The sequence below is a fragment of the Arthrobacter arabinosi genome, assembly GCF_054511115.1.
Genome location: NZ_JBTNDF010000003.1, coordinates 132,499 through 152,846, shown reverse-complemented (window position 1 = coordinate 152,846; position 20,348 = coordinate 132,499). Strand labels below are relative to the sequence as shown.

Below are 20,348 nucleotides of genomic sequence, written 5' to 3'. Positions count from 1 at the left end.
TCGTCCCCGGACGGGGTGGTGGCGCGGTCGAAAGTTGGTCAAGTATAGCCCTCGGCCTGTGATGCGCCGCACGCCCTGCCGTCGTCGTCGGCACTGTTTTCCCGCACCAGCGCGGGTAGGGCAGTATTGCTCGGGTGAAGAGGACGAATGTGGTCGCAGCGGCCGGAGCCGCGGCAGTCGCGACCGCCGCGATCGTCGCGTCCTCCTACATCTCCCTCACGGCGGTCACGGTCGCCGTCGGCCTGCTGTGCGTCCTGGCCGCCATCGGGTGGCCGCATGTCCTCCGCGTGCCGGCCAGGAAGACGCTGTCGGCCGCGATCGGATTCGCCGCAGTGCTCGCCGTCGTCCTCACCGCTGCCGTACCCGGCCCGTTCTTCCTGGGCTGGTTCCCCATCTCCGTGGCGCTCGGCGTCGGGGCGATCTTCATGATCCAGCTCCTGCGGGGGACCGGCCAGAGCCTGCGCCTGGAATCGACCCTCGGAGCGAGTTCCGGGGTCCTGGCCGTCGGCATGGGCTCGGGCTGGGTGGCGACCGACCGCCTGGCCGTCAACGCCGCCGATTCGGGCATGACGCTCGTGACCGGTGTCAGTATCCTCGTCGCGATCGCCGTGTGCCTGCTGCCGCTGCCCGACCGCCTCGTCGCCCCCGCCGCCCTCGTGCTCGCCGCGCTCGCCGGGCCCCTCGGAGCGTTGCTCTTCACGGATGTGCCGGCCCTCCCCGCCGCGGTGGTCGGGCTCGCCTGCGGCGCCGTGATCGCGGGGACCCGCCGGCTGCTCGTGGCCCGGGAGGCCCCGATCAACCCGATCGCAGCCATCGCCGCCGGCACCACCCCCGTGCTCGCCATCGGCGCCGTCGTGTACTTCCTCGACGCGCTCCTCCTCGCCTGAACCGGCCCGGTGGCGCCGACCTCCGTCCTGCGGGAGACCGCAGCACGCGTTCCTTCCCTGTCCGGACCGGGCGTTAGGATGGAAGCATGTCCATCCTTGCCCTTGAAATCTTCTTCATCTCGCTGCTGGTCGTCGCCGGTCTCGGCATGGCCGGTTTCGCGGCCCTCGTCATCACGCGCCTGTACAAGGGCCAGAAGTAGCCGACTGACCCCGGAGGCCCCATGTCGATCGACCTGCCCACCGACCTGACACCCGAACTCGTCCCGCTGTCGTGGCTCCTCGGAACCTGGGAGGGGACGGGGATGCTCGGCGAGGGTACCGCCGATTCGGAACGGTTCTCGCAGCGCGTCGTGTTCTCGCAGAACGGTCTGCCGTACCTCCAGTACAGTGCCGAATCCTGGCTCATCGACGAGGAGGGCGCCCAGCTGCGCCCCCTGTCGGTCGAGACCGGTTTCTGGGCGCTCGACCGCAAGCTGAACGACGCCGACGTCGGGCCCGGCCTCAATCCCGCGGACATCGTCCCGGCGCTGAAGACCGCCGACGAGGTGGAGCAGTTCCGCAACGACTCCGGCGGCTTCGACATCACGGCCACGGTGGTGCACCCCGGCGGCATCGCGGAGCTCTACTACGGGAGCATCAAGGGACCGCAGATCCGGCTCAGCACGGACCTCGTGATGCGCGGCCAGCACTCCAAGGAGTACGCGGCCGCCACCCGGCTGTTCGGCCTCGTCGAGGGCAACCTGTACTGGCGCTGGGACGTCGCGGCACAGGGCAACTCGCTCGAGGCCCACGCGTCCGCGATCCTGAAGAAAGTCTCCTGACGCTCCCATAGTGCGGCTGCGCCCCCGGAATAGACCCGCCTGGAAGGCGTTGTACCGTCCATGACCCCACGAAGCCCCCTGCTGAGCCGACCCGGTGCCGTCGAGGGTGGCGGACCCGACGCCGGCGTGGCCTCCCACTACGGTGACCCCTTCCGCGAGCAGCGGCTCCTGTCGGCCGGCGAGGCCGTCGTCGACCTGTCGCAGCGGGGCGTCGTCACCGTGTCCGGACCGGACCGCCTCAGCTGGCTGAACACGCTCTCCTCCCAGCTGCTCCTCGGCCTCCAGCCCGGCCGCAGCTCCGAGACGCTGCTCCTCACCGTGCAGGGGCGGATCGAGTACGCGGCGCACGTCGTCGACGATGGCACCACCACGTGGCTCATCACCGAGGGCGGCGAGGCGGCTCCGCTGGCCGCCTGGCTGGAGCGCATGAAGTTCATGCTCCGCGTCGAGGTCGCCGACGCCACCGACGCCTGGGCCGTCCTCGGATCGACGACGTCCCTGCCCGGACTGGGCGGCGCGGTCGTCTGGGAGGACCCCTGGCCCGCCGTCGGCCCGGGTGGATACTCCTACGCGACGGTCGACGACCGCGAGCACCCGGGCCGCGAACGCCCCTGGTTCGAGTACCTCGTGCCGCGCAAGGACCTCGACGCCGCGGTGTCCGCCACGGGACTGGCGCCGGCCGGGTCGCTGGCCGCCGAGGCCCTGCGCATCGCGGCGTGGCGTCCGCGGCCCGGGTTCGAGACCGACGAGAAGACCATCCCGCACGAGCTCGACCTCATGCGCACCGCCGTCCACCTCGCGAAGGGCTGCTACAAGGGGCAGGAGACGATCGCCCGCGTGCACAACCTCGGGCACCCGCCGCGCCGGCTCGCCTTCCTGCACCTCGACGGCAGCCAGCACACCCTGCCCGCGCCCGGGAGCCCGGTGGTCAGCGAGGGTCGCACGGTGGGACGGGTGACGTCCGTCGGTCACCACTACGAGATGGGCCCGATCGCCCTCGCCGTGCTCAAACGGTCCGTCGACGCCTCCGCCGGTCTGCTGGTGCAGGACGGCGACGAGGCGTACGCCGCCGGCCAGGAGGTCATCGTCGCCCCCGACGCGGGGCAGGTCGTCGGCCGCGCCGCCGGATTCCTGAAGGCTCCGCGATGAGCGCCGGGAAGGACGGCCAGGACCCCGCTGGTTCCTCGGTCGGCTCCGGCGCGGACGCTGCCATCGCCCTGGCGCACGCCCTGTTCGACGCCGCGCGGCAGGGTGACGGCGCCACGCTGGGGAGGTACCTCGACGCCGGGGTGCCCTTCACCCTCACGAACACCGCGGGCGACAGCCTCCTGATGCTCGCCGCGTACAACGGCCATCCGGCGATCGTGCGCGACCTGCTGGCGCGTGGCGCGGAAGCCGACCAGGTCAACGACCGCGGCCAGACCCCGCTCGCCGGGGCCGTGTTCAAGGGGCACGACGACGTCGTGCGGCTGCTCGTCGAGGCCGGCGCCGACGCGGACGCCGGAACCCCCTCGGCCCGCGCCGCAGCCCGGATGTTCGGGCGGACCGGACTCCTGGAGCTGCTCGGCTGACCCGTCCGGTCTGCTGCTGCCCGTCGGCCTCTGCCCCCAGCGGACCCGGGGTCTCTGCAACCGGCTGCCGCCCCACAGCGGAGTGTCCGGGGACGACCCGCCCCGGGCGGCGTCGAAGCCCCCGGAATCGGTACCACGGAATCGGTACGGCGGGGGAGTGACGGGACGGAAGGGAGGGTGCTCAGGCGCCCAGCAGCACCGACGTCTGTGTTCCCGCGAAGACGAAGCCGGCCCGGCGTGCCGTCCGCTGGGAGGCCGTGTTGTCCGTCCTCGCACGCCACTGCGGCACGAGCCCCGCCGCCATGGCGTCCTCGACCGCGACGGCGGCGACCCGCCCGGCGTAGCCCCTGCGTCGTTCCTCGGGCGGGGTGATGGCCGCGACGTGCGCCAGGATGCCCTGCCAGATGTCGTAGCCGGCCCCGGCCAGGGGAGCGGGCGCGCTGTCGGGGTCGGCGCCCTCGTCGACCAGCACGAACGGGTGGTCGACGGCGGCGAGGCCGGCTTCCGCGACGTCGTCGGGCGGGCACCGGCGCTCGAGCTCGCGGACGAGCGAAGCCTCACCGGACACGACGGCGGGCGGTCCCTCGAACCGCGGCAGCTCGTCGCAGAAGTACAGCTGGGCCTCACCGAGCCCGCGGCCGCCGTGCTCCCGGCCGAGCCTGAGCAGCGTCGTGTGGCTGCGCAGCTCGGGCCCGGACAGCGTGCGCCCCGCGTCGACCGCCCACGCCGGCCCCTGGAGCACCTCGCGGCCGAACAGGGTGACGAAGGTCAGCACCGGGGCGTCGTCGTCGACCGTGTACAGGCGGCCCGAGCCCGTGGCGAGGGCGCCGTCGTCGAGCCCGAGCAGCCGCGACCAGGCGAGCTGGATGATCGAGACCGTGCCGGGATCGAGTTCCACGGGTCAGCCGAACAGGATGGAGGCTTCGTCGTACCTGTGCTGCGGGACCCGCTTGAGGTTGCCGAGGGCCGCCTCGAAGCCCACGTGGGCGATCTCCGTGCCGCTCAGGGACACCATGGTGCCCCACAGCTCGTCCTTGACGGAGTCCACGGCGGCCATGCCGAGACGCGTGGCGAGCACGCGGTCGAACGACGACGGGACCCCGCCCCGCTGGATGTGGCCGAGGATCGTGGCGCGGGTCTCGATACCCGTACGCGCTTCGAGCTCCGGGGCGAGCTGGTCCGCGATCCCGCCGAGCCGCGGACGGCCGAAGGTGTCGAGGCCCCGCTCGGAGTGCGCCTGCTCCAGGTGGGAGGGCACGAAGCCCTCGGCGACGACGACGAGGGGCGCGCGCCCGCGCGCGTTGGCGGTGGACACCCACTCGGCGATCTGCTCCACGCTCGTCTGCTGTTCGGGGATCAGGATGGCGTGGGCGCCGGATGCCATGCCGGCGTGCAGGGCGATCCACCCGACGTGGCGGCCCATGACCTCGGCGATCATGCAGCGGCTGTGGGACTCGCCCGTGGTGCGCAGTCGGTCGATGGCCTCGGTGGCGATCTGCACCGCGGTGTCGAAACCGAAGGTGTAGTCGGTGGCGTCGAGGTCGTTGTCGACGGTCTTCGGGACACCGACGATCTTCAGGCCGAGGTCGGTGAGGCGCTTCGCCGCAGCGAGCGTCCCCTCCCCGCCGATCGCGATCATCGCGTCGATGCCGAGGCGCTCCATGTTCGCCTTGACGACGTCCGCGCCGCCGTTGCCCTCGAACGGATTGGTGCGGGAGGTCCCCAGGATCGTCCCGCCCTGCTTGGAGATGCCGCGCACCGCATGGCGGGGGAGGTCGACGACGTCGCCCTCGACGACGCCGCGCCAGCCGTCCCGGAATCCGACGAATTCCTGATCGTAGACCTTGATGCCCTTGAGGACGGCACCGCGGATGACCGCGTTCAGTCCGGGGCAGTCGCCGCCGCTGGTGAGGATTCCGATCTTCATATGGCGTGGGGTTCCTTCGAGGAGGGGGTGGTTGTGCATCAGGAGCACGCCATCGGGCCCGACTATGATTCTAGACACAGGCGGGTCGCCCCCCCCTCACCGGTGCGTCGGCGTCCCTGTCCGGCACCTCGCAGGTCGGTGAGCACGTAGTGTGGGATCATTCGGCGCACGACGGGCTCGGGCCCACGGGTGCGCGCCCGTCCGTCCGAGGAGGACACCCGCAGTGCCCCAGGCAGGTTTTGCGCCAGCGGCGCTCCGCATGGTCCACATCTCCCGGCCGGTCCTCTGGATCAACACCCTCGGCACCGGAGTCGTCGGCATGTGGCTCACGGGGACGTTCTGGCAGTGGGAGGCGCTCGCCCTCCTGGTCTGGCTGACACTGCCCTTCAACCTGCTCATCTACGGCGTGAACGACATCTTCGACCAGGACACCGACGCCCTGAACCCGCGGAAGGGATCGCTCGAGGGTGCCCGGATCAGGGCCTCGGAGGTCCGCGCCATCTGGATCGCCGTGCTCGTCACGAATCTGCCGTTCCTCGCGTGGTTCGCGGCCACCCTCTCTCCGGCAGCGCTCCTGTGGATCGCGCTGTACGTCCTCGTCTTCGTCTTCTACTCGGCACCGCCGCTGCGCTTCAAGGCCCGCCCGTACCTCGACTCCGTCAGCAACGCCGCCTACGCGTTCCCGCTCGTCTTCGTCCCCTACGCCCTCGGCGACGCGCCGGTCTGGGCCGCCGCGCTCGGACTGATGGCGTGGAGCGCGGCGAAGCACACCTACGATGCCGTCCAGGACATCGACGAGGACCGCGGGGTGGGCATCACGACGACGGCGGTGCGGCTGGGGCCCCGCGGCGTCGTCGCCTGGAGCGGGGCCTGGTGGGCTGTCTCGACGGCGTGCTTCGCCGTGGTCAACCTCCCGGTCGCCGTCGTGAACGCCCTGATCGCGGGCTGGCTGCTGCTGGGCCTGTACCGGGATCCCCGCCCGGAGACGGGCCACCGGCTGTACCGGTACTCGATCGCCTTCCCTTACGTGGCAGGCACCGTGGCGGGCGTCCAGCTCGTCGTCGCCCTGACGCTGGGTCTCCACCGATGAGCCGGGTCGTCGTCGTCGGCGGCGGGATCGGCGGCCTCACCGCCGCCGCCATCCTCGGGCGCGCGGGCCACCGCGTGACGCTGGTGGAGGCCTCCGACCAGGTGGGAGGCAAGAGCCGCCGCGTCGAGGTCGCGGGCCAGCGCATGGACACGGGGCCCTCGCTCCTCACGTTCCCGGGCGTGTGGGAGGAACTCCTGCGCCTGCTCGACGCCGTCGCACCGGCCGGCGCGGCCCCGGCCGCGGACGTCGCGAACCTCCGGCTCGAACGGCTGCCGGAGGTCGGCACCTACTACTACCGGGGCGAGGCGGTCTCCCTGCCGGTACCGGAGGGGCACGCGTGGCACCCCGCCTGGACGCGCTTCGCAGCGGAGCACGGCATCCTCGGGGACGACGTGTCGCGCCTGCTCACCACGGGTCCGCTGGAGAAGTCCTCCTACCCGGCGCTGGCGAAGCTCGCCGGACTGTACGGGCGGAGGCTCACCACGCGGAGCTATCTCGACAGCCTGCCGTGGCTCCCCGAGGGGCTCCGCGAGGTCATCGCGATCCACACCCTCAACGCGGGCGTCAGCCCCACCCGGACGCCCGCCCTCTACGCGAGCATGCCCGCGATCATGGCCCACGACGGCGTCTGGATCCCGGCGGGCGGCATCTACGAACTCGTGCTGGCGCTCCACCGCCTCGCCGAGGCCGCCGGCGTCGAGATCCGCACGGGCGAGCCCGTGCAGGGCATCGGACGACGGCGGGTGACCACGGCCTCACGCACGTACCCTGCCGACGCGGTGGTCAGCGGCCTCGACGCCCACCGCCTGGCGGGGTTGCTGGCCGGGCGCGCACCCCGGACGCCGCGGAAGCTCACCTGCTCCGCCGTCGGGATCTACGCCGTCCTGGCCCGGCCGCTCCCCGAGGGGACGGCCCGCCACGGGGTGATCATGCCGGACGACCCGGCAGCGCTGTACGCGAGCCTGGAGGCCGGCGACGAACCCGACCAGACCATGGCGTTCGCGAACTACTATCCGGCGCACGGCGTGTACCCCAACGGGTCCGCGACGCTCGCGCTGCTCCTCACGGCGCCGGCGAACGGCAGGACGTACTCGCTCGGGAACCCGTTCGTGCGGCGCGAGCTGGATCGGACGACGCGCGTCCTCGGGCTCCCCGAACCCATCGAGGACTACTTCGACACACACGAGATCCTCGACCCGGGCTACTTCGGCGAGCGCGGCGCGGCCGGCGGGGCGCTCTACGGGGCCGTGCGGCCCGCGTGGATGAGCGGCCCGTTCCACCTCCCGCCCTATTCGGATCCGCGGCGCCCCTGGCTGTGGCGTGTCGGGGCGTCCGTGCACCCCGGCGGCGGCCTGCCCGCGGTCCTCGGGGGCGCGATGATGTCCACGCAGAAGCTGCTGGGACGGCTCGGTCCCGTCTGACGGCGGGACCGGCTGGAGCTCAGGCCCGCGGGGCGGCGTCCATCGGCGCGCCGCCGGTGCCCCCCGTGGTCGTCGCGGGCGAGGGCGCGGCTCGCGTGAGCTGCAGCCGCCTGGACACCACGAGGACGATCAGGGCTACGGCGAGCACCGCGGGGAACACGAGCCCCGAGAAGACGCAGACGCCGAACCACAGGAACAGGGAGACGAGCAGGCTGTCGACCAGCCCCGGGCGGAGCGGGCGGTCGGTCAGGCGCCGCCCACCGATCAGGGTGACCAGGGCCGAGGCGACGAGCCCCGAGATGAGCCAGCCGCCGTAGTTCGAGAGCGGGACCCCGTAGTAGGGGCCGCCGCCGGGCCAGATCCAGAAGCCCAGGGACACGGCCCCGGGATCGAGGACGCCGTCGATGACCACCAGCAGCAGCCCGCCGAGGAGGATCCTCCGCAGGACGGTCCCGCCGCCCGAGACGACGGCCACCGCTCCGATGACCAGCGGGACGTAGGACAGGGGCAGCAGGTACGGGACGAGGCCGAGGATGGTGGGGCCCAACGGTTCGCCGTAGTAGAACTCGCCGTAGGGGATGCCGGTGGCGACCCCGAAGCCCTCGATCAGGTACCCGAAGACGGAGACTGCCGCGAGGGCTGCGGCTCCCCGTGCGGCACCGAACTGGCGCACGAGCGCGATGAACGCCGGCAGGGCGATCAGGAGGTTGAAGCCGTAGGAGGCGTAGCTCGCGCCCTCGACGTCCGGGAATCGCACCACGAAGTAGCCGGAGACGAACAGGAAGGCGCAGGACGCGATCAGCAGGCGGGGGAAGCGACGGGCGGGTGGAGTCTTCGGCACGCCCTCCATCCTTGCAGGTCGGGCAGCAGCAGGGGGCACCCGCCGGACGGCGGGTGCCCCCTGCTGCGTCCCTGGTCCCTACCCTCCGGCGAGCAGCTTCTCGAGGGCGATGCTCCCGTCCGTCGTCGGGAGCAGGAGCCAGAGGACGAGGTAGAGCGGGATGCCGATGAAGGGGAGCAGGAAGCTCAGCAGCATCCCGATGCGGACGTAGCTCACGCGCCAGCCGTACTGCAGGGCGATGCCGGCGGCGATGCCTCCGAGAAGGCCTCCGGGAGCACGTTTGATGGGTGAGGAGCGGAGGATGCGGTAGAAGGACTGCATGGTGTGCCTTTCGGTTCTCGGGCGGGTCGGTCGGCCGGGGTCGGGGGCCGGACCCGGATGTGCATCCGGGTCGGGGTCAGTATCGGGTCAGGGGGTCGTCGTCGTGGTCCTCTGCGTCGTCGGCCGGCGATGTGGACCGCAGGGACAGGATGCCGCCGGCGATCAGCGCCAGACCGACGCCCACGAGCAGGCCCAGGGCCAGGATCACCGGGTCGAGGGACAGTTCCACGAACTGGCCGACGAGGAGCAGGGAGGCGATGGCGAGGATCACCGACCCCCAGATGATGGTCACGAGGCGGGAGCGTCGTGTGGGTGGCGTCGTCGAGGTGCTCATGGTGTGTCTCCGGTGGGGTCGGTACTGCGGTTCGAGGAGGTGTCGCCGCTCCCGGGTGCGGTGACGACACTGACGTCGCTCATCGCGCCCCGCACGTCGAGGAGGATCGCGGACCCGGTGGCGTCGGGGTTCAGCGTCCCGTTCCGCACCTGCAGGACACCGCCGGCGCTTTGGGGTTCCGTCGACGTGCCGTCAGGCCCCTCCAGGGTGCCGCGCGTGCCGGCGCTGCCGAGCGCCATCCGCGTGCGGACCTCGACCGGGACGTCGTCGGGCACCACCACGGTCACGGCGCTGGCGAGCGAGTTCACCGGCACGACGACGTCGCTCGAGAGCGAGGTCAGGCCGGTGAGGTCGATGGTGGTCTGGGCGGCGAGCACGCTGTAGCCGTTGGAGGCGGTCTCCGGCGAGGCCGGTGCGGTCCTCGACTCCTGGGCGATGATCCACGCACCGCCGACGAGCGTGAAGGAGGCGATGAGTGCGCCGATGACGGCGAGTGCGGCCGCGAATCCCACGAATCCGGAGGTCCGCCCCCGGATGCCGAGCCCGATGACGCCGAGGGCGAGGACGATCGAGGCTGCCGCGAGTGCGACGACGCCCGGACTGGCGAGGTCCAGGGCGCCGAGGTAGTCGACGGCGAGGAGGGTCGCCCCGACGGTGATGGCTCCACCGACCAGGAGCGCCGTGGTGGGCCCGGACGGCTGCGGTGGCCGGTACCGGGTGACCGCCGCACGGCCGGCGACGGGACCAGGCGAGGACGTCGGATACGTGGACGCGGACCACGACGCCGGACCGGGTTCGTAGGGGAGCGGCTGCGTCGGGTACGACTGCGGCGTCCACGGCTCCGCGTAGGCCCTGGGTTGGTACGGCAGGGGGACGGTGCGGTGCACTGCGTCGTCGTCTGAAGGGGCGTCAGCGCCGGAAGCGCCCGAAGCGCCGGGGGTATCGGCGGCGCCGGGGGAATCGGGGGAGTCGCCCGCCGACGGGCCGTCCTCGGTGCGGGTCGAGGCCCCGGCCGAGCCCGTCGCGGGTCCGCCGGCATCGGCCGGGGGATCCGTTGCGGGTCCTTCGCCGTCGTGGGCCGAGGGCGGGCCCGCGGGGACCGGGTTCCGGGAGCCGCCGGGCCAGGACGCCGGCCCCGATGGCGGGACCGGTCCGCTCCCGGGTCGGCCGGTGCCGGCCGGGCCGCCCGGGCCGCCCGGGATGGGGCGGCCCGGTCCGCCGGTGGAGCGGTTGACGATCCAGTACACGAAGAAGCCGACCGCGCCGACCCAGAACAGGGTCCAGAGCAGGCCGCCCAGGCCGCCGCCCTCGAGGAGGGGCAGATACGGCCGCCAGAGGCCGATCACCACGAGCGCCGCAGCGCCGGTCAGGCCCGAGGTCCAGGAGCCCCAGCCGGCCTGCTCCACGTGGATGCGCCCGTCGGGCTCGGGGAGCAGGGCCCACGCGAGCCCGTACAGCAGCACGCCGATGCCCCCGAAGATCGCGAGGATCACGATCAGCCCCCGGACGAGGGCGATGTCCAGGCCCGTGCGGCGGGCCACGCCGCCGGCTACTCCGCCGACCCAGCGGTCGGGGGCCCGGGTGATGTCGAGGCCCCGCAACCAGCGGAAGAACGACGACGAGGCGGGAGGACCCGCGGGGTGTGGTGCGGCCGGTTCTTGGTGCCAGGACGGCCCGCCTGGCGGTGTGGTCGAGCTCATGCCCCCATCCTTCCGCCGGGGTCACGGCGGGGGATATCGGGGCCTACCCTGAATGAACCCTGAGTGTGCCCTGATTCTGCTCCGGGACCGCCCCCGCACGCCCCCCTGCGTGCTTTGATGAGGGCATGAGACCCCCGCTGCTGCGCACGTCCGACGGCGTCATCGCCGGCGTGTGTGCGGGCCTCGCCGTCCACCTGGGGATCCCGCGGTCCTGGGTCAGGGTCGCGATGGTGGTCCTGACCCTCGCCTCCGGGGCCGGCGTGTTCCTGTACGCCTGGCTCTGGATCTTCGTCCCGACGGCAGCGGACCGGGCTGCAGCCGCGGGACACCGGAGGGGTCCCGCGGCCTTCATGCACGACGTCGGCGGGACGGGTCCGCAGGACGGCACCGTCGGGGGTCCGACGGCAGGAGACGTGGACTCCTCCGCCTGGCACCCCCGTCCGGGGTCGGCCGCGTCCGGTACGGCTTCCCCGGCCGCCGTTCCCTCCGATGCGCTGCCCGGTGGCGCCGCCGCCCCCGGCGCGGACTGGCGCGGCGGGACCGAACGCGCCGGGCACCGGGAGATCCTGTTCGGGACCGCGCTGCTGGTCACGGCGGCCGTCCTCGTCGTCCAGCTGCTCGGTGTGCCGGTCAACTGGGGCTTCCTCGTCCCGATCGCCGTCGTCGCGACCGGAGCCGCCCTCGCCTGGTCCCAGCTCGACGACGTGCGCCGGGCACGGGTAATGAACCGCGCCGGCGCCGAACGGGCCGGCGGCGCCCTGCGCCTGTTCGCGGGGATCGTCCTCGTCGTCGCAGGAGTCCTCGTCGCGCTCTCGAGCAGCGGTTCGTGGACCCTGACGATGGCCACCCTCGTCGCCGTCCTCGCCGTCCTCGCCGGTGTGGGGCTCGTCCTCGCACCCTGGGGCCTCAAGTTCTGGCGGGACCTGGAGACCGAGCGGGCCGCCCGCGTCCGCGAGACGGAGCGCGCCGAGATCGCAGCCCACCTGCACGATTCGGTCCTGCAGACCCTGGCCCTCATCCAGAACCGGGCGGACTCCGAGACGGACGTGCTGCGCCTCGCCCGCGCCCAGGAGCGTGAGCTGCGTCAGTGGCTCTTCGCCGATCCCGGCCAGGACCCGGTGAGTCTCGCCGAGCGGCTCCGCGGCATGGCCGGGGAGATCGAGGACCTCTACGGGCACCCCGTCACCGTCGTCGCCGTGGGTGATGCCGCACTGGGGCCGCCCGAGGACGCCCTCGCGCAGGCGGCCCGGGAAGCCATGCTGAACGCGGCCAAGCACGCAGGCGTCGCCGTCTCGGTGTACCTCGAAGCCGGACCGGAGACCACGGAGGTCTTCGTGCGGGACCGCGGCCCGGGCTTCGACCCGACGGCGGTCCCCGCCGACCGCCTCGGTATCCGGGAGTCCATCCACAGCAGGATGCAGCGCCACGGCGGTACGGCGGAACTCCGCAGCGACGCCGACGGCACGGAGGTGCGGCTCTGCGTGCCCCGGTCGGCCGGCATCCCTGCCTGACACCCTGCGCCGAGCCCCTACGCTGGGTGGCAGCAGACGGCGCCGGCAGGTGCCCGCACGACGACGACACAACGCACGGCCGACGGCCGGAGGGAGACACGTGGACAGCGAGAACGCACCGACCGACGGGTCCGCGCAGGGGACCGTCTCCGTGGTCATCGTCGACGACCACGCGATCTTCCGGGCAGGGCTCCGGGCGGCGCTCGGGCCCGTGATCCACGTCCTCGGAGAAGCGGCGACGGTGGAGGAGGCGGAGGCCGTCATCCATGCCACGCCGCCCGACGTCGTCCTCCTCGATGTGCACCTGCCGGGCGGTCGCGGCGGGGGAGGCGCGGAGGTCATCCACCGGTGCGGACGGCTCGGCGTCCCCTCCCGCTTCCTGGCACTCAGCGTGTCCGACTCCGCGGAGGACGTCGTCGCCGTCATCCGGGCGGGGGCACGCGGATACGTCACCAAGACCATCTCCGGGCCGGAGATCACCGACGCCGTGCAGCGCATCGCCTCGGGCGACGCCGTCTTCTCCCCGCGGCTCGCCGGCTTCGTCCTCGACGCGTTCGGCACGGCCTCGGTGGCCGTCGACGACGAGCTCGATCGCCTGTCCGCGCGCGAGCTCGAGGTCATGCGGCTGATCGCGCGGGGCTACAGCTACAAGGAGACGGCGAAGGAGCTCTTCATCTCCGTGAAGACCGTCGAGACCCACGTGTCCGCGGTCCTCCGGAAGCTGCAGCTGTCCTCCCGCCACGAACTCACGCGCTGGGCCACGGAGCGCCGGCTGCTCTGACCCGGCAGCCGCCACGCTGCTCCGACCCGGCAGCCGCCACGCTGCTCCGACCCGCGGTCGGCCACGGGCCGCGCGTACGGGCCGCCGTGCCGTCAGCCAGGCGGTCAGCCGGGCCGGCGGGAGCGTACGGCGCTCCTAGCGGACGGACCCCAGGAACTCCTGCAGCCGACCCACGCCCGTCGCGAGGTCGTCGTCGCCGAGGGCGTAGGACAGCCGCAGGAAGCCGCTGGGACCGAAGGCCTCCCCGGGGACGACCGCGACCTCCACCCGGTCGAGGATCAGCGCGGCGAGCTCGGCGGACGTCGCCGGGGAGGCGCCGTCGAAGCTCCTGCCGAGCAGCGCTCGCACATCCGCGTAGGCGTAGAAGGCCCCGTGCGGCGTGGGACATTCGACGCCGTCGATCGCGTTCAGCCCCGCCACCATGGCGCGGCGCCGCCGGTCGAAGGCGACCTTCATCTCCTCGACGGCCGTCAGCGGGCCGGACACAGCGGCGAGGGCCGCCATCTGCGGGACGTTGGAGACGTTCGACGTCGCGTGGGACTGCAGGTTCGTCGCCGCCTTCACGAGGTCGCTCGGCCCGATCATCCACCCCACGCGCCAACCCGTCATCGCGTACGTCTTCGCGACCCCGTTGAGGATCACCACCTTGTCGCCGAGGGCGGGGACCGCCGTCGCGATCGAGGTGAACGGGACGTCGTCGTACGTGAGGTGCTCGTAGATCTCGTCGGTGACGACCCACAGTCCGCGTGCCGCAGCCCACTCGCCGATCTCACGGACGGCGTCCGGCCCGTACACCGCACCGGTGGGGTTGGACGGCGAGACGAACAGGAGCACCTTGGTGCGCGGCGTCAGCGCTGCCGCGAGCTGGTCGACCGTCACGAGGTAGCCCTGCTCGGGGCCGGCGAAGACCTCGACCGGCACGCCCCCGGCGAGGCGGATGGCCTCGGGATAGGTGGTCCAGAACGGGGTGGGGACGAGGACCTCGTCGCCGGGATCGAGGAGCCCGGCGAAGGACTCGTACACGGCCTGCTTCCCGCCGTTCGTCACCAGCACCTGGGAGGGATCGACGGCGTACCCGGAGTCGCGCAGTGTCTTGGCCGCGATCGCCTGCTTCAGTTCCGGCAGGCCGCCTGCAGGGGAGTAGCGGTGGAACCGCGGCTGGCGAGCGGCCTCGATCGCGGCCTCGACGATGTAGCCGGGTGTGGGGAAGTCCGGCTCGCCCGCACCGAACCCGATCACGGGACGCCCCGCCGCCTTCAGGGCCTTCGCTTTGGCGTCCACGGCGAGTGTCGCGGACTCGGCGATCGAGCCGATCCGGCGGGAGATCCGGGGGAGTGCTGCGCGGGCGGAGTCGTCGGTCGTCGCGTTCATCGGGTCCCGTTCCGTGGGGGGCAAGTGTCTCCTCCCAGCTTAGGTGCTGGCGCCTGTCAGGACCCGAACGGGGGCGCCGCGACGCCGTCATGGAACCGCATACGTGCTGCTGCACAGGGGGCTGCCCCGCTGGGTGCATCGTCCGGTCCGCCGCCGCGAGCGGAGCCCGGGCGCGGGACACGGGCGAGCCGGTTCGACGTTCCGGCGGTGAATGCGTAGACTTTATCCTCGGTGTTGAAACACCCTGATGGTTCGTGCCCTCCCCGGGCCGTCCGGAATGGGGCTGTACCGGTTCAAGACCAAAGGGTAGTGGCGCAATTGGTAGCGCAGCGGTCTCCAAAACCGCAGGTTGCAGGTTCGAGTCCTGTCTGCCCTGCGCGTGGCCTTCGCGGAACGACAGCGGAGGCACGGCAGAAACAGATCACGAAGTCCCGACGCAGGTATCGGTTCCGCGCGACGGTAAACATGATCAGCTGGACGCGCCCCTGGTGGTCCGGCTGGAACACCACACAGATTGATGAGGTTGACGGTGACCGATACGGCTGCGAGCAGCTCCAAGGGAAGCCCCTCCGAGAAGAAGGCTCCCAGGCGCGGGCTCTTCGGACGCATCATGCTGTTCATCCGCCAGGTCTTCGCGGAACTCGGGAAGGTCGTCACGCCCACCCGCCGGGAACTGGTCCGATTCACCATCACCGTCCTCGTCTTCGTGATCATCATGATGCTCCTCGTGACCGCCCTGGACCTCCTGTTCGGGGCCGGCGCGGTGTGGGTGTTCGGCGGCAGCTGACGCTGTCCCGGGCGATACTCCGCCCCGCACCCGGTGCGGGGGCTCGAGTGCAGGCAAGCAGAACAACCCTCGAAGAATGTCAGAAAGCAGGCGGCTAGGTGTCCGAGCAAGAACTCGAACGGCAGATCACTCCCGAAGATGGTCTGGAGAACGAGGAGTACGGGACGGAGGCGGGCTCCGCCGACGTCAACGTGCCTGCTGACGGCTCCGACTCGGCCGAACTCCCCGCCGAGACCGACTCCGCCATCGAAGCCACGGCCGTGGACGCCGTCGACGAGGCTGCTGCCTCCGACGCCGACCTCGCGGACGACGCCTCCGCCGACGACACTGCAGTCGCTGACGACGCCGACGTGGACGCTGACGCCGCGGAGTCCACCGACGAGGCCGCCGAGGAAGCCCCCGCGGAGGACCCCGTGGCCGACTTCAAGGCGAAACTCCGCCGCCAGGAGGGCGACTGGTTCGTCATCCACTCCTATGCCGGCTACGAGAACCGCGTGAAGGCGAACCTCGAGACCCGCATCCAGACGCTGGACATGGAAGATTTCATCTTCGAGATCCAGGTCCCGATGGAAGAGGTCGTCGAGATCAAGAACACCACGCGGAAGATCGTCAACCGCGTGCGCATCCCGGGCTACGTCCTGGTCCGTATGGAACTGACCGATGAGTCGTGGGGCGCCGTCCGCCACACCCCGGGCGTCACCGGCTTCGTGGGCAACGCCCACAACCCGGTCCCGCTGAGCCTCGGCGAGGTCTTCTCGATGCTCGAGCACACGATCGTGCACACCGACGCGGTCTCGGGGAAGCCCGTCCAGCCGCAGTTCACCCCCGCCACCGTCAACTTCGAGGTCGGCGAGTCCGTCACGGTCAACGAGGGTCCGTTCGAGACCCTCCCTGCGACGATCTCCGAGATCAAGCACGAGTCGCAGCAGCTCGTCGTGCTCGTGTCGATCTTCGAGCGCGAGACCCCGGTCACGCTCTCCTACAACCAGGTCACCAAGATCCAGTAAAGCTTCGGTGCCGCCCGGCGTGCTTGGCCGGGCAGCACCGTCACGGCCGTCACGCCATGACGGCCACCACCCCGCAGGACGCTCCTGTCCCGCGGGAACGCAATGCAAGAGAAGGACCCTTTCATGGCCCCCAAGAAAAAGGTCACCGGCCTCATCAAGCTGCAGATCAATGCAGGTGCCGCCAACCCGGCTCCTCCCATCGGTCCCGCGCTCGGCCAGCACGGTGTCAACATCATGGAATTCTGCAAGGCGTACAACGCCGCCACGGAATCCCAGCGCGGCAACGTCATCCCCGTGGAGATCACGGTGTACGAGGACCGCTCGTTCACGTTCATCACGAAGACCCCGCCGGCAGCCGAACTGATCAAGAAGGCGGCCGGAGTCGCCAAGGGATCGGGAACGCCCCACACGGTCAAGGTCGCCAAGCTGACCAGCGCCCAGGTCGAAGAGATCGCCACCATGAAGATGGAAGACCTCAACGCCAACGACGTCCAGGCAGCTGCGAAGATCATCGCCGGCACCGCCCGCTCGATGGGCATCACGGTCGAGGGCTGACCACCCGCACCCCGCCCGGTCCGTCACCGACGGACAGGGCACACCACCATTTTCACGGCATGACGGCGACGCTTCCGCGGACGACGTCGTGAGTGGCAGGGCCCAGCGCGGTCCGCAGACCACGACTGCATAAGGAGAACAAGCAGATGGCACAGCGCAGCAAAGCATACAAGGGAGCTGCCGCGAAGATCGAGGCGGACAAGCAGTACGCCCCCCTCGAAGCGGTGGTCCTCGCGAAGGAGACCAACCCCTCGAAGTTCGACGCCACGGTCGAGGTGTCCTTCCGCCTCGGAGTGGACCCCCGCAAGGCGGACCAGATGGTCCGCGGCACCGTGAACCTCCCGCACGGCACCGGCAAGACTGCCCGTGTCCTGGTCTTCGCGACCGGCGAGAAGGCAGAGGCGGCCATCGCGGCCGGCGCTGACTTCGTCGGCTCCGACGACATGATCGAGAAGGTCTCCGGCGGCTGGACGGACTTCGACGCAGCGGTTGCGACCCCCGACCTCATGGGCAAGGTGGGACGCCTCGGAAAGATCCTCGGCCCCCGCAACCTGATGCCGAACCCGAAGACCGGAACGGTCACGGCCGACGTCGCGAAGGCTGTCACCGACATCAAGGGTGGCAAGATCGACTTCCGCGTCGACAAGCACTCGAACCTCCACTTCATCATCGGCAAGGTGTCCTTCGACGAGCAGAAGCTGGGCGAGAACTACGCCGCGGCGCTCGAGGAGATCCTCCGCCTGAAGCCCTCCGCCTCGAAGGGCCGTTACATCCAGAAGGCGACCGTCTCGACCACCTTCGGCCCCGGCATCTCCGTCGACCCGAACGTCACGAAGGTCTTCACCGTCTGAGTGGCTGACCACGAAGAAGCCCCGCGGCGTCTGCCGCGGGGCTTCTTCGTGTCCGGCGGCAACAGTGATTGAGAAGTCCCAATCACCGGGCTATGCTGTGTCCGTGACGGCAGCGACCATCGAGCAACTGCAGATCCCGCGCTCGCTCGGCGCCGACGGCGGCGAGGACTTCCGCCGCAGCGCCGACGTGAGCAACGCGGTGGAGCGCGCCACCTGGGGCCACGACGACTTCTGCATGACGACGGACGAGCGCCTCGTCATGGTCCAGCCGACGGCCGACCGGGAGTACGTCCTCGGCGTCGTGCGGCACGGCGGGTCCATCGTGGCCGGAGCACGCCTCGCGATCCCGCTCCGGGACAATCTGCAGACCGCGTTCCTGCAGATCGAGGTGCTGCCCGCACAGCGGCGGAAGGGCCTGGGCTCCGCTCTGCTCGCCTTCGCCGAGCGGCAGGTGGCCGCCAGGGGGCGCACGACCATCATGTCCTGGAGCGACGCGCCGGTCCGGGACGGACAGCCCGGGGGAGCCGTCCTCACGCCACCGACCGGGGCCGGGTTCTTCCCGGCCGACGAGCCGTCCGCGGTCCTCGCGCTCCGTTCGGGATTCGAACTCGTCCAGGTGGACCGCATGAGCGTCCTGCGGCTCGACGGGCCCGACGATGCGGAGGCGGCCGCGGAGGACGCACGCAGGGCGGGCGCCCGGGACTACGAACTGGTGGCCTGGACCGACCGCTGCCCGGACGACCTGGTGGCGGACTATGCCCTGCTGCGACGGACGATGAGCACCGACGCGCCCCTCGGCGGATTCGCCCAGGAGGAGGAGCTGTGGGATGCCGGCCGCATCCGCCGGGAGGAGGAACGGTCCGCAGAGGGCGGGGCGTCCACCCTCGTCTGCGCGGTGAGGCACCGCGCTACCGGGCGGCTCGTCGGGCATACCGTCCTCGAGCGCTTCGCGTCCAGGCCCGCCGTCGTCCACCAGGAGGACACGCTCGTCCTCGACGAGCATCGGGGCCATCGGCTCGGCACCTGGCTGAAGGCGGCCAACCTCCAGCGTGTGCACGCGGCATGGCCCGGTGCGGAACGCATCTATACCTGGAACGCGGAGGAGAACACGTTCATGCTCGACGTCAACGTGGCCCTCGGCTTCCGGCCTGCGGGCAGGACGGCCGGCTGGCAGAAGGTGCGTCCCGTGCACCGATTTGGAGAGGCCCCCGACGTCACGTAGGCTTGGTCTACCAAAGACCGTCGGTCGATCCACCTCCGCTTCCCCTCCGCATACTCGTGTGCGACGAGGAAGAAGGACCAGGATCCGAAAGTTCCCGCAGGGGACGGCCTACGCAGGTGAACGAAGCTCCTCTCCATGGACCCCGGTCCGTGTCGAGCCAAGCCCCGTGCATCTGCGCGGGGCGTTTTTTATGGGAGCTGGGAAGCCGGCGCATATTCCCCCGGAAGGAGGGTTATGGCAACGCCAACCAAGCTTTCTGCAGTGGATGAGATCGCCACCGATTTCAAGGAATCCACCGCGGCTGTCCTGACCGAATACCGAGGGCTCACCGTTGCTCAGCTGAAGAACCTGCGTCGTGCACTCGGCACCGACAGCAAGTTCTCCGTCGTCAAGAACACCCTGACCGGCATCGCGGCGAAGGAAGCAGGCATCGACGCGTTCGATGGCCAGCTCTCCGGACCCACCGCGATCGCCTTCATCAAGGGCGACGCCGTTGCTGCGGCCAAGAGCCTCACGGATTTCGCGAAAGCCAACCCGAAGCTCGTCATCAAGACCGGGATCTTCGAGGGCAAGGCACTGAGTGCCCCCGAGGTCGTCGCTCTGGCGGCCCTCGAGTCCCGCGAGCTCCAGCTCGCCCGGGTGGCAGGTGTCCTCAAGGCGCCGATGTCCTCCCTGGCACGCACCGTCGATGCCCTGCGCATCAAGCTCGAGGACGGAAGCGACGCTGCACCTGCAGCCGATGCTCCCGCTGCCACCGAGGAGGCTGCTGCACCCGCAGAAGCTCCCGCGGAAGCTCCCGTCGAGGAAGCCGCAGCACCCGAAGCGAACTAGTTCCGCTTCCCCCCACATACTCCGGTGCACTGCACCACTAAAGGAAGGACGCCTCCCATGGCGAAGCTCACCAACGAAGAGCTCATCGAAGCTTTCAAGGAACTGTCCATCATCGAACTCTCGGACTTCGTCAAGCTGTTCGAGGAGACCTTCGATGTGACCGCTGCTGCCGTTGCAGTCGCCGGTCCCGCCGGTGGCGGCGCTGACGCAGTCGAAGAGGAGCAGACCGCGTTCGACGTCGTCCTCGAGGCTGCAGGCGACAAGAAGATCGCAGTGATCAAGGAAGTTCGCGCTCTCACCTCGCTGGGCCTGAAGGAAGCCAAGGACGTCGTCGACAGCGCGCCCAAGGCCGTCCTCGAAGGCGCCACCAAGGAAGCCGCAGAGAAGGCCAAGGAGGCCCTCGAGGCCGCCGGCGCCACCGTTACCCTCAAGTAACACCCCCGGCCGGCACATGCCGGTCGACTGCACGACGGAAAGAGCCCCGCTTCTCGCGAAGCGGGGCTCTTTCCGTCTGTCCCG

At 70.9% G+C, this 20,348-nt stretch carries 22 protein-coding genes and 1 tRNA gene; 16 read left to right on the top strand and 7 right to left on the bottom strand.

Annotated features, from left to right (window positions below):
• Window positions 1-134 precede the first annotated feature (134 nt).
• From ACX80P_RS08615 to ACX80P_RS08600, 4 genes are all read left to right on the top strand, one after another.
• Complete coding sequence (locus ACX80P_RS08615) at window positions 135-887, top strand: hypothetical protein (protein ID WP_459277663.1); 753 nt, start codon at window positions 135-137, stop codon at window positions 885-887.
• A gap of 221 nt (window positions 888-1,108) precedes the next feature.
• The gene (locus ACX80P_RS08610) at window positions 1,109-1,708 is read left to right on the top strand and encodes a nitrobindin family protein (RefSeq protein ID WP_459277662.1); all 600 of its coding nucleotides are present in this window, start codon (window positions 1,109-1,111) and stop codon (window positions 1,706-1,708) included.
• A gap of 60 nt (window positions 1,709-1,768) precedes the next feature.
• Window positions 1,769-2,857 carry a CAF17-like 4Fe-4S cluster assembly/insertion protein YgfZ gene (gene ygfZ / locus ACX80P_RS08605; RefSeq protein ID WP_459277661.1) on the top strand — a complete coding sequence of 363 codons (1,089 nt, stop codon included), beginning with the start codon at window positions 1,769-1,771 and terminating at the stop codon, window positions 2,855-2,857.
• On the top strand, window positions 2,854-3,279 hold the full coding sequence (locus ACX80P_RS08600) for an ankyrin repeat domain-containing protein (RefSeq protein WP_459277660.1): 426 nt from the start codon (window positions 2,854-2,856) through the stop codon (window positions 3,277-3,279). Before ygfZ ends, ACX80P_RS08600 begins: the two co-directional genes overlap by 4 nt.
• A 181-nt stretch (window positions 3,280-3,460) precedes the next feature.
• Here the strand turns inward: ACX80P_RS08600 and ACX80P_RS08595 are convergent, their stop codons facing one another.
• Together ACX80P_RS08595 and ACX80P_RS08590 are read right to left on the bottom strand one after the other, a co-directional pair.
• The gene (locus ACX80P_RS08595) at window positions 3,461-4,177 is read right to left on the bottom strand and encodes a GNAT family N-acetyltransferase (RefSeq protein WP_459277659.1); all 717 of its coding nucleotides are present in this window, start codon (window positions 4,175-4,177) and stop codon (window positions 3,461-3,463) included.
• 3 nt (window positions 4,178-4,180) lie between these two features.
• Window positions 4,181-5,206 (bottom strand): 6-phosphofructokinase, encoded by a 1,026-nt coding sequence (locus ACX80P_RS08590; protein ID WP_459277658.1) that lies wholly within the window; start codon window positions 5,204-5,206, stop codon window positions 4,181-4,183.
• Window positions 5,207-5,465: 259 nt separating this feature from the next.
• On the opposite strand from ACX80P_RS08590, the gene ACX80P_RS08585 reads away from it, so the two are divergent.
• The gene (locus ACX80P_RS08585) at window positions 5,466-6,296 is read left to right on the top strand and encodes a UbiA family prenyltransferase (protein WP_459277657.1); all 831 of its coding nucleotides are present in this window, start codon (window positions 5,466-5,468) and stop codon (window positions 6,294-6,296) included.
• On the top strand, window positions 6,293-7,717 hold the full coding sequence (locus ACX80P_RS08580; protein ID WP_459277656.1) for a phytoene desaturase family protein: 1,425 nt from the start codon (window positions 6,293-6,295) through the stop codon (window positions 7,715-7,717). The genes ACX80P_RS08585 and ACX80P_RS08580 overlap by 4 nt, the downstream gene beginning before the upstream one ends.
• Before the next feature lie 19 nt (window positions 7,718-7,736).
• Here ACX80P_RS08580 and ACX80P_RS08575 read toward each other — a convergent pair whose 3' ends face one another.
• The 4 genes from ACX80P_RS08575 to ACX80P_RS08560 form a co-directional block, all read right to left on the bottom strand.
• On the bottom strand, window positions 7,737-8,558 hold the full coding sequence (locus ACX80P_RS08575) for a carotenoid biosynthesis protein (protein ID WP_459277655.1): 822 nt from the start codon (window positions 8,556-8,558) through the stop codon (window positions 7,737-7,739).
• A gap of 78 nt (window positions 8,559-8,636) precedes the next feature.
• Entirely contained in the window at window positions 8,637-8,879 is a 243-nt protein-coding gene (locus ACX80P_RS08570; RefSeq protein ID WP_459277654.1) for a PspC domain-containing protein, read from the bottom strand.
• A gap of 76 nt (window positions 8,880-8,955) precedes the next feature.
• Window positions 8,956-9,213 (bottom strand): hypothetical protein, encoded by a 258-nt coding sequence (locus tag ACX80P_RS08565; RefSeq protein WP_459277653.1) that lies wholly within the window; start codon window positions 9,211-9,213, stop codon window positions 8,956-8,958.
• Window positions 9,210-10,913 (bottom strand): PspC domain-containing protein, encoded by a 1,704-nt coding sequence (locus ACX80P_RS08560; protein ID WP_459277652.1) that lies wholly within the window; start codon window positions 10,911-10,913, stop codon window positions 9,210-9,212. The genes ACX80P_RS08565 and ACX80P_RS08560 overlap by 4 nt, the downstream gene beginning before the upstream one ends.
• Window positions 10,914-11,038: 125 nt before the next feature.
• Between ACX80P_RS08560 and ACX80P_RS08555 the strand changes: the two genes are divergently transcribed.
• Both ACX80P_RS08555 and ACX80P_RS08550 read left to right on the top strand, forming a co-directional pair.
• A complete protein-coding gene (locus ACX80P_RS08555) occupies window positions 11,039-12,424 on the top strand; it encodes an ATP-binding protein (RefSeq protein ID WP_459277651.1) in 1,386 nt (461 codons plus the stop codon).
• 100 nt (window positions 12,425-12,524) lie between these two features.
• Window positions 12,525-13,205 carry a LuxR C-terminal-related transcriptional regulator gene (locus tag ACX80P_RS08550; protein WP_459277650.1) on the top strand — a complete coding sequence of 227 codons (681 nt, stop codon included), beginning with the start codon at window positions 12,525-12,527 and terminating at the stop codon, window positions 13,203-13,205.
• Window positions 13,206-13,340: 135 nt separating this feature from the next.
• On the opposite strand, the gene ACX80P_RS08545 is transcribed toward ACX80P_RS08550, so the two are convergent.
• Window positions 13,341-14,576, bottom strand: a complete 1,236-nt coding sequence (locus ACX80P_RS08545) for a pyridoxal phosphate-dependent aminotransferase (protein ID WP_459277649.1) — start codon at window positions 14,574-14,576, stop codon at window positions 13,341-13,343.
• A gap of 303 nt (window positions 14,577-14,879) precedes the next feature.
• On the opposite strand from ACX80P_RS08545, the gene ACX80P_RS08540 reads away from it, so the two are divergent.
• The 8 genes from ACX80P_RS08540 (at window position 14,880) to rplL (ending at window position 20,264) form a co-directional block, all read left to right on the top strand.
• Window positions 14,880-14,952: transfer RNA gene (locus ACX80P_RS08540), tRNA-Trp, on the top strand.
• 153 nt (window positions 14,953-15,105) lie between these two features.
• Window positions 15,106-15,363, top strand: coding sequence for a preprotein translocase subunit SecE (secE, locus tag ACX80P_RS08535; RefSeq protein WP_459277648.1), 258 nt, complete (start codon window positions 15,106-15,108; stop codon window positions 15,361-15,363).
• A gap of 98 nt (window positions 15,364-15,461) precedes the next feature.
• Window positions 15,462-16,370, top strand: a complete 909-nt coding sequence (gene nusG / locus ACX80P_RS08530) for a transcription termination/antitermination protein NusG (RefSeq protein ID WP_459277647.1) — start codon at window positions 15,462-15,464, stop codon at window positions 16,368-16,370.
• 123 nt (window positions 16,371-16,493) lie between these two features.
• Complete coding sequence (gene rplK, locus ACX80P_RS08525) at window positions 16,494-16,925, top strand: 50S ribosomal protein L11 (RefSeq protein WP_459277646.1); 432 nt, start codon at window positions 16,494-16,496, stop codon at window positions 16,923-16,925.
• Between the two features lie 146 nt (window positions 16,926-17,071).
• Complete coding sequence (rplA, locus tag ACX80P_RS08520; RefSeq protein WP_400482746.1) at window positions 17,072-17,776, top strand: 50S ribosomal protein L1; 705 nt, start codon at window positions 17,072-17,074, stop codon at window positions 17,774-17,776.
• A 103-nt stretch (window positions 17,777-17,879) separates the two neighbouring features.
• Window positions 17,880-18,998, top strand: coding sequence for a GNAT family N-acetyltransferase (locus ACX80P_RS08515; protein ID WP_459277645.1), 1,119 nt, complete (start codon window positions 17,880-17,882; stop codon window positions 18,996-18,998).
• Window positions 18,999-19,232: 234 nt separating this feature from the next.
• Entirely contained in the window at window positions 19,233-19,829 is a 597-nt protein-coding gene (rplJ, locus tag ACX80P_RS08510; protein ID WP_459277644.1) for a 50S ribosomal protein L10, read from the top strand.
• A gap of 57 nt (window positions 19,830-19,886) precedes the next feature.
• On the top strand, window positions 19,887-20,264 hold the full coding sequence (gene rplL / locus ACX80P_RS08505) for a 50S ribosomal protein L7/L12 (protein ID WP_104121380.1): 378 nt from the start codon (window positions 19,887-19,889) through the stop codon (window positions 20,262-20,264).
• Window positions 20,265-20,348: the final 84 nt, after the last annotated feature.

Excerpts from the sequence above, each read along its gene's own strand:
- rplL (WP_104121380.1), top strand. The coding sequence starts at position 19,887 with ATGGCGAAGCTCACCAACGAAGAGCTCATCGAAGCTTTCAAGGAACTG.
- rplK (WP_459277646.1), top strand. The coding sequence starts at position 16,494 with ATGGCCCCCAAGAAAAAGGTCACCGGCCTCATCAAGCTGCAGATCAAT.
- ACX80P_RS08585 (WP_459277657.1), top strand. The coding sequence starts at position 5,466 with ATGGTCCACATCTCCCGGCCGGTCCTCTGGATCAACACCCTCGGCACC.
- ACX80P_RS08560 (WP_459277652.1), bottom strand. The coding sequence starts at position 10,913 with ATGAGCTCGACCACACCGCCAGGCGGGCCGTCCTGGCACCAAGAACCG.
- ACX80P_RS08610 (WP_459277662.1), top strand. The coding sequence starts at position 1,109 with ATGTCGATCGACCTGCCCACCGACCTGACACCCGAACTCGTCCCGCTG.
- ACX80P_RS08580 (WP_459277656.1), top strand. The coding sequence starts at position 6,293 with ATGAGCCGGGTCGTCGTCGTCGGCGGCGGGATCGGCGGCCTCACCGCC.
- rplA (WP_400482746.1), top strand. The coding sequence starts at position 17,072 with ATGGCACAGCGCAGCAAAGCATACAAGGGAGCTGCCGCGAAGATCGAG.
- ACX80P_RS08565 (WP_459277653.1), bottom strand. The coding sequence starts at position 9,213 with ATGAGCACCTCGACGACGCCACCCACACGACGCTCCCGCCTCGTGACC.
- ygfZ (WP_459277661.1), top strand. The coding sequence starts at position 1,769 with ATGACCCCACGAAGCCCCCTGCTGAGCCGACCCGGTGCCGTCGAGGGT.
- ACX80P_RS08545 (WP_459277649.1), bottom strand. The coding sequence starts at position 14,576 with ATGAACGCGACGACCGACGACTCCGCCCGCGCAGCACTCCCCCGGATC.
- ACX80P_RS08600 (WP_459277660.1), top strand. The coding sequence starts at position 2,854 with ATGAGCGCCGGGAAGGACGGCCAGGACCCCGCTGGTTCCTCGGTCGGC.
- rplJ (WP_459277644.1), top strand. The coding sequence starts at position 19,233 with ATGGCAACGCCAACCAAGCTTTCTGCAGTGGATGAGATCGCCACCGAT.
- ACX80P_RS08570 (WP_459277654.1), bottom strand. The coding sequence starts at position 8,879 with ATGCAGTCCTTCTACCGCATCCTCCGCTCCTCACCCATCAAACGTGCT.
- ACX80P_RS08590 (WP_459277658.1), bottom strand. The coding sequence starts at position 5,206 with ATGAAGATCGGAATCCTCACCAGCGGCGGCGACTGCCCCGGACTGAAC.
- ACX80P_RS08555 (WP_459277651.1), top strand. The coding sequence starts at position 11,039 with ATGAGACCCCCGCTGCTGCGCACGTCCGACGGCGTCATCGCCGGCGTG.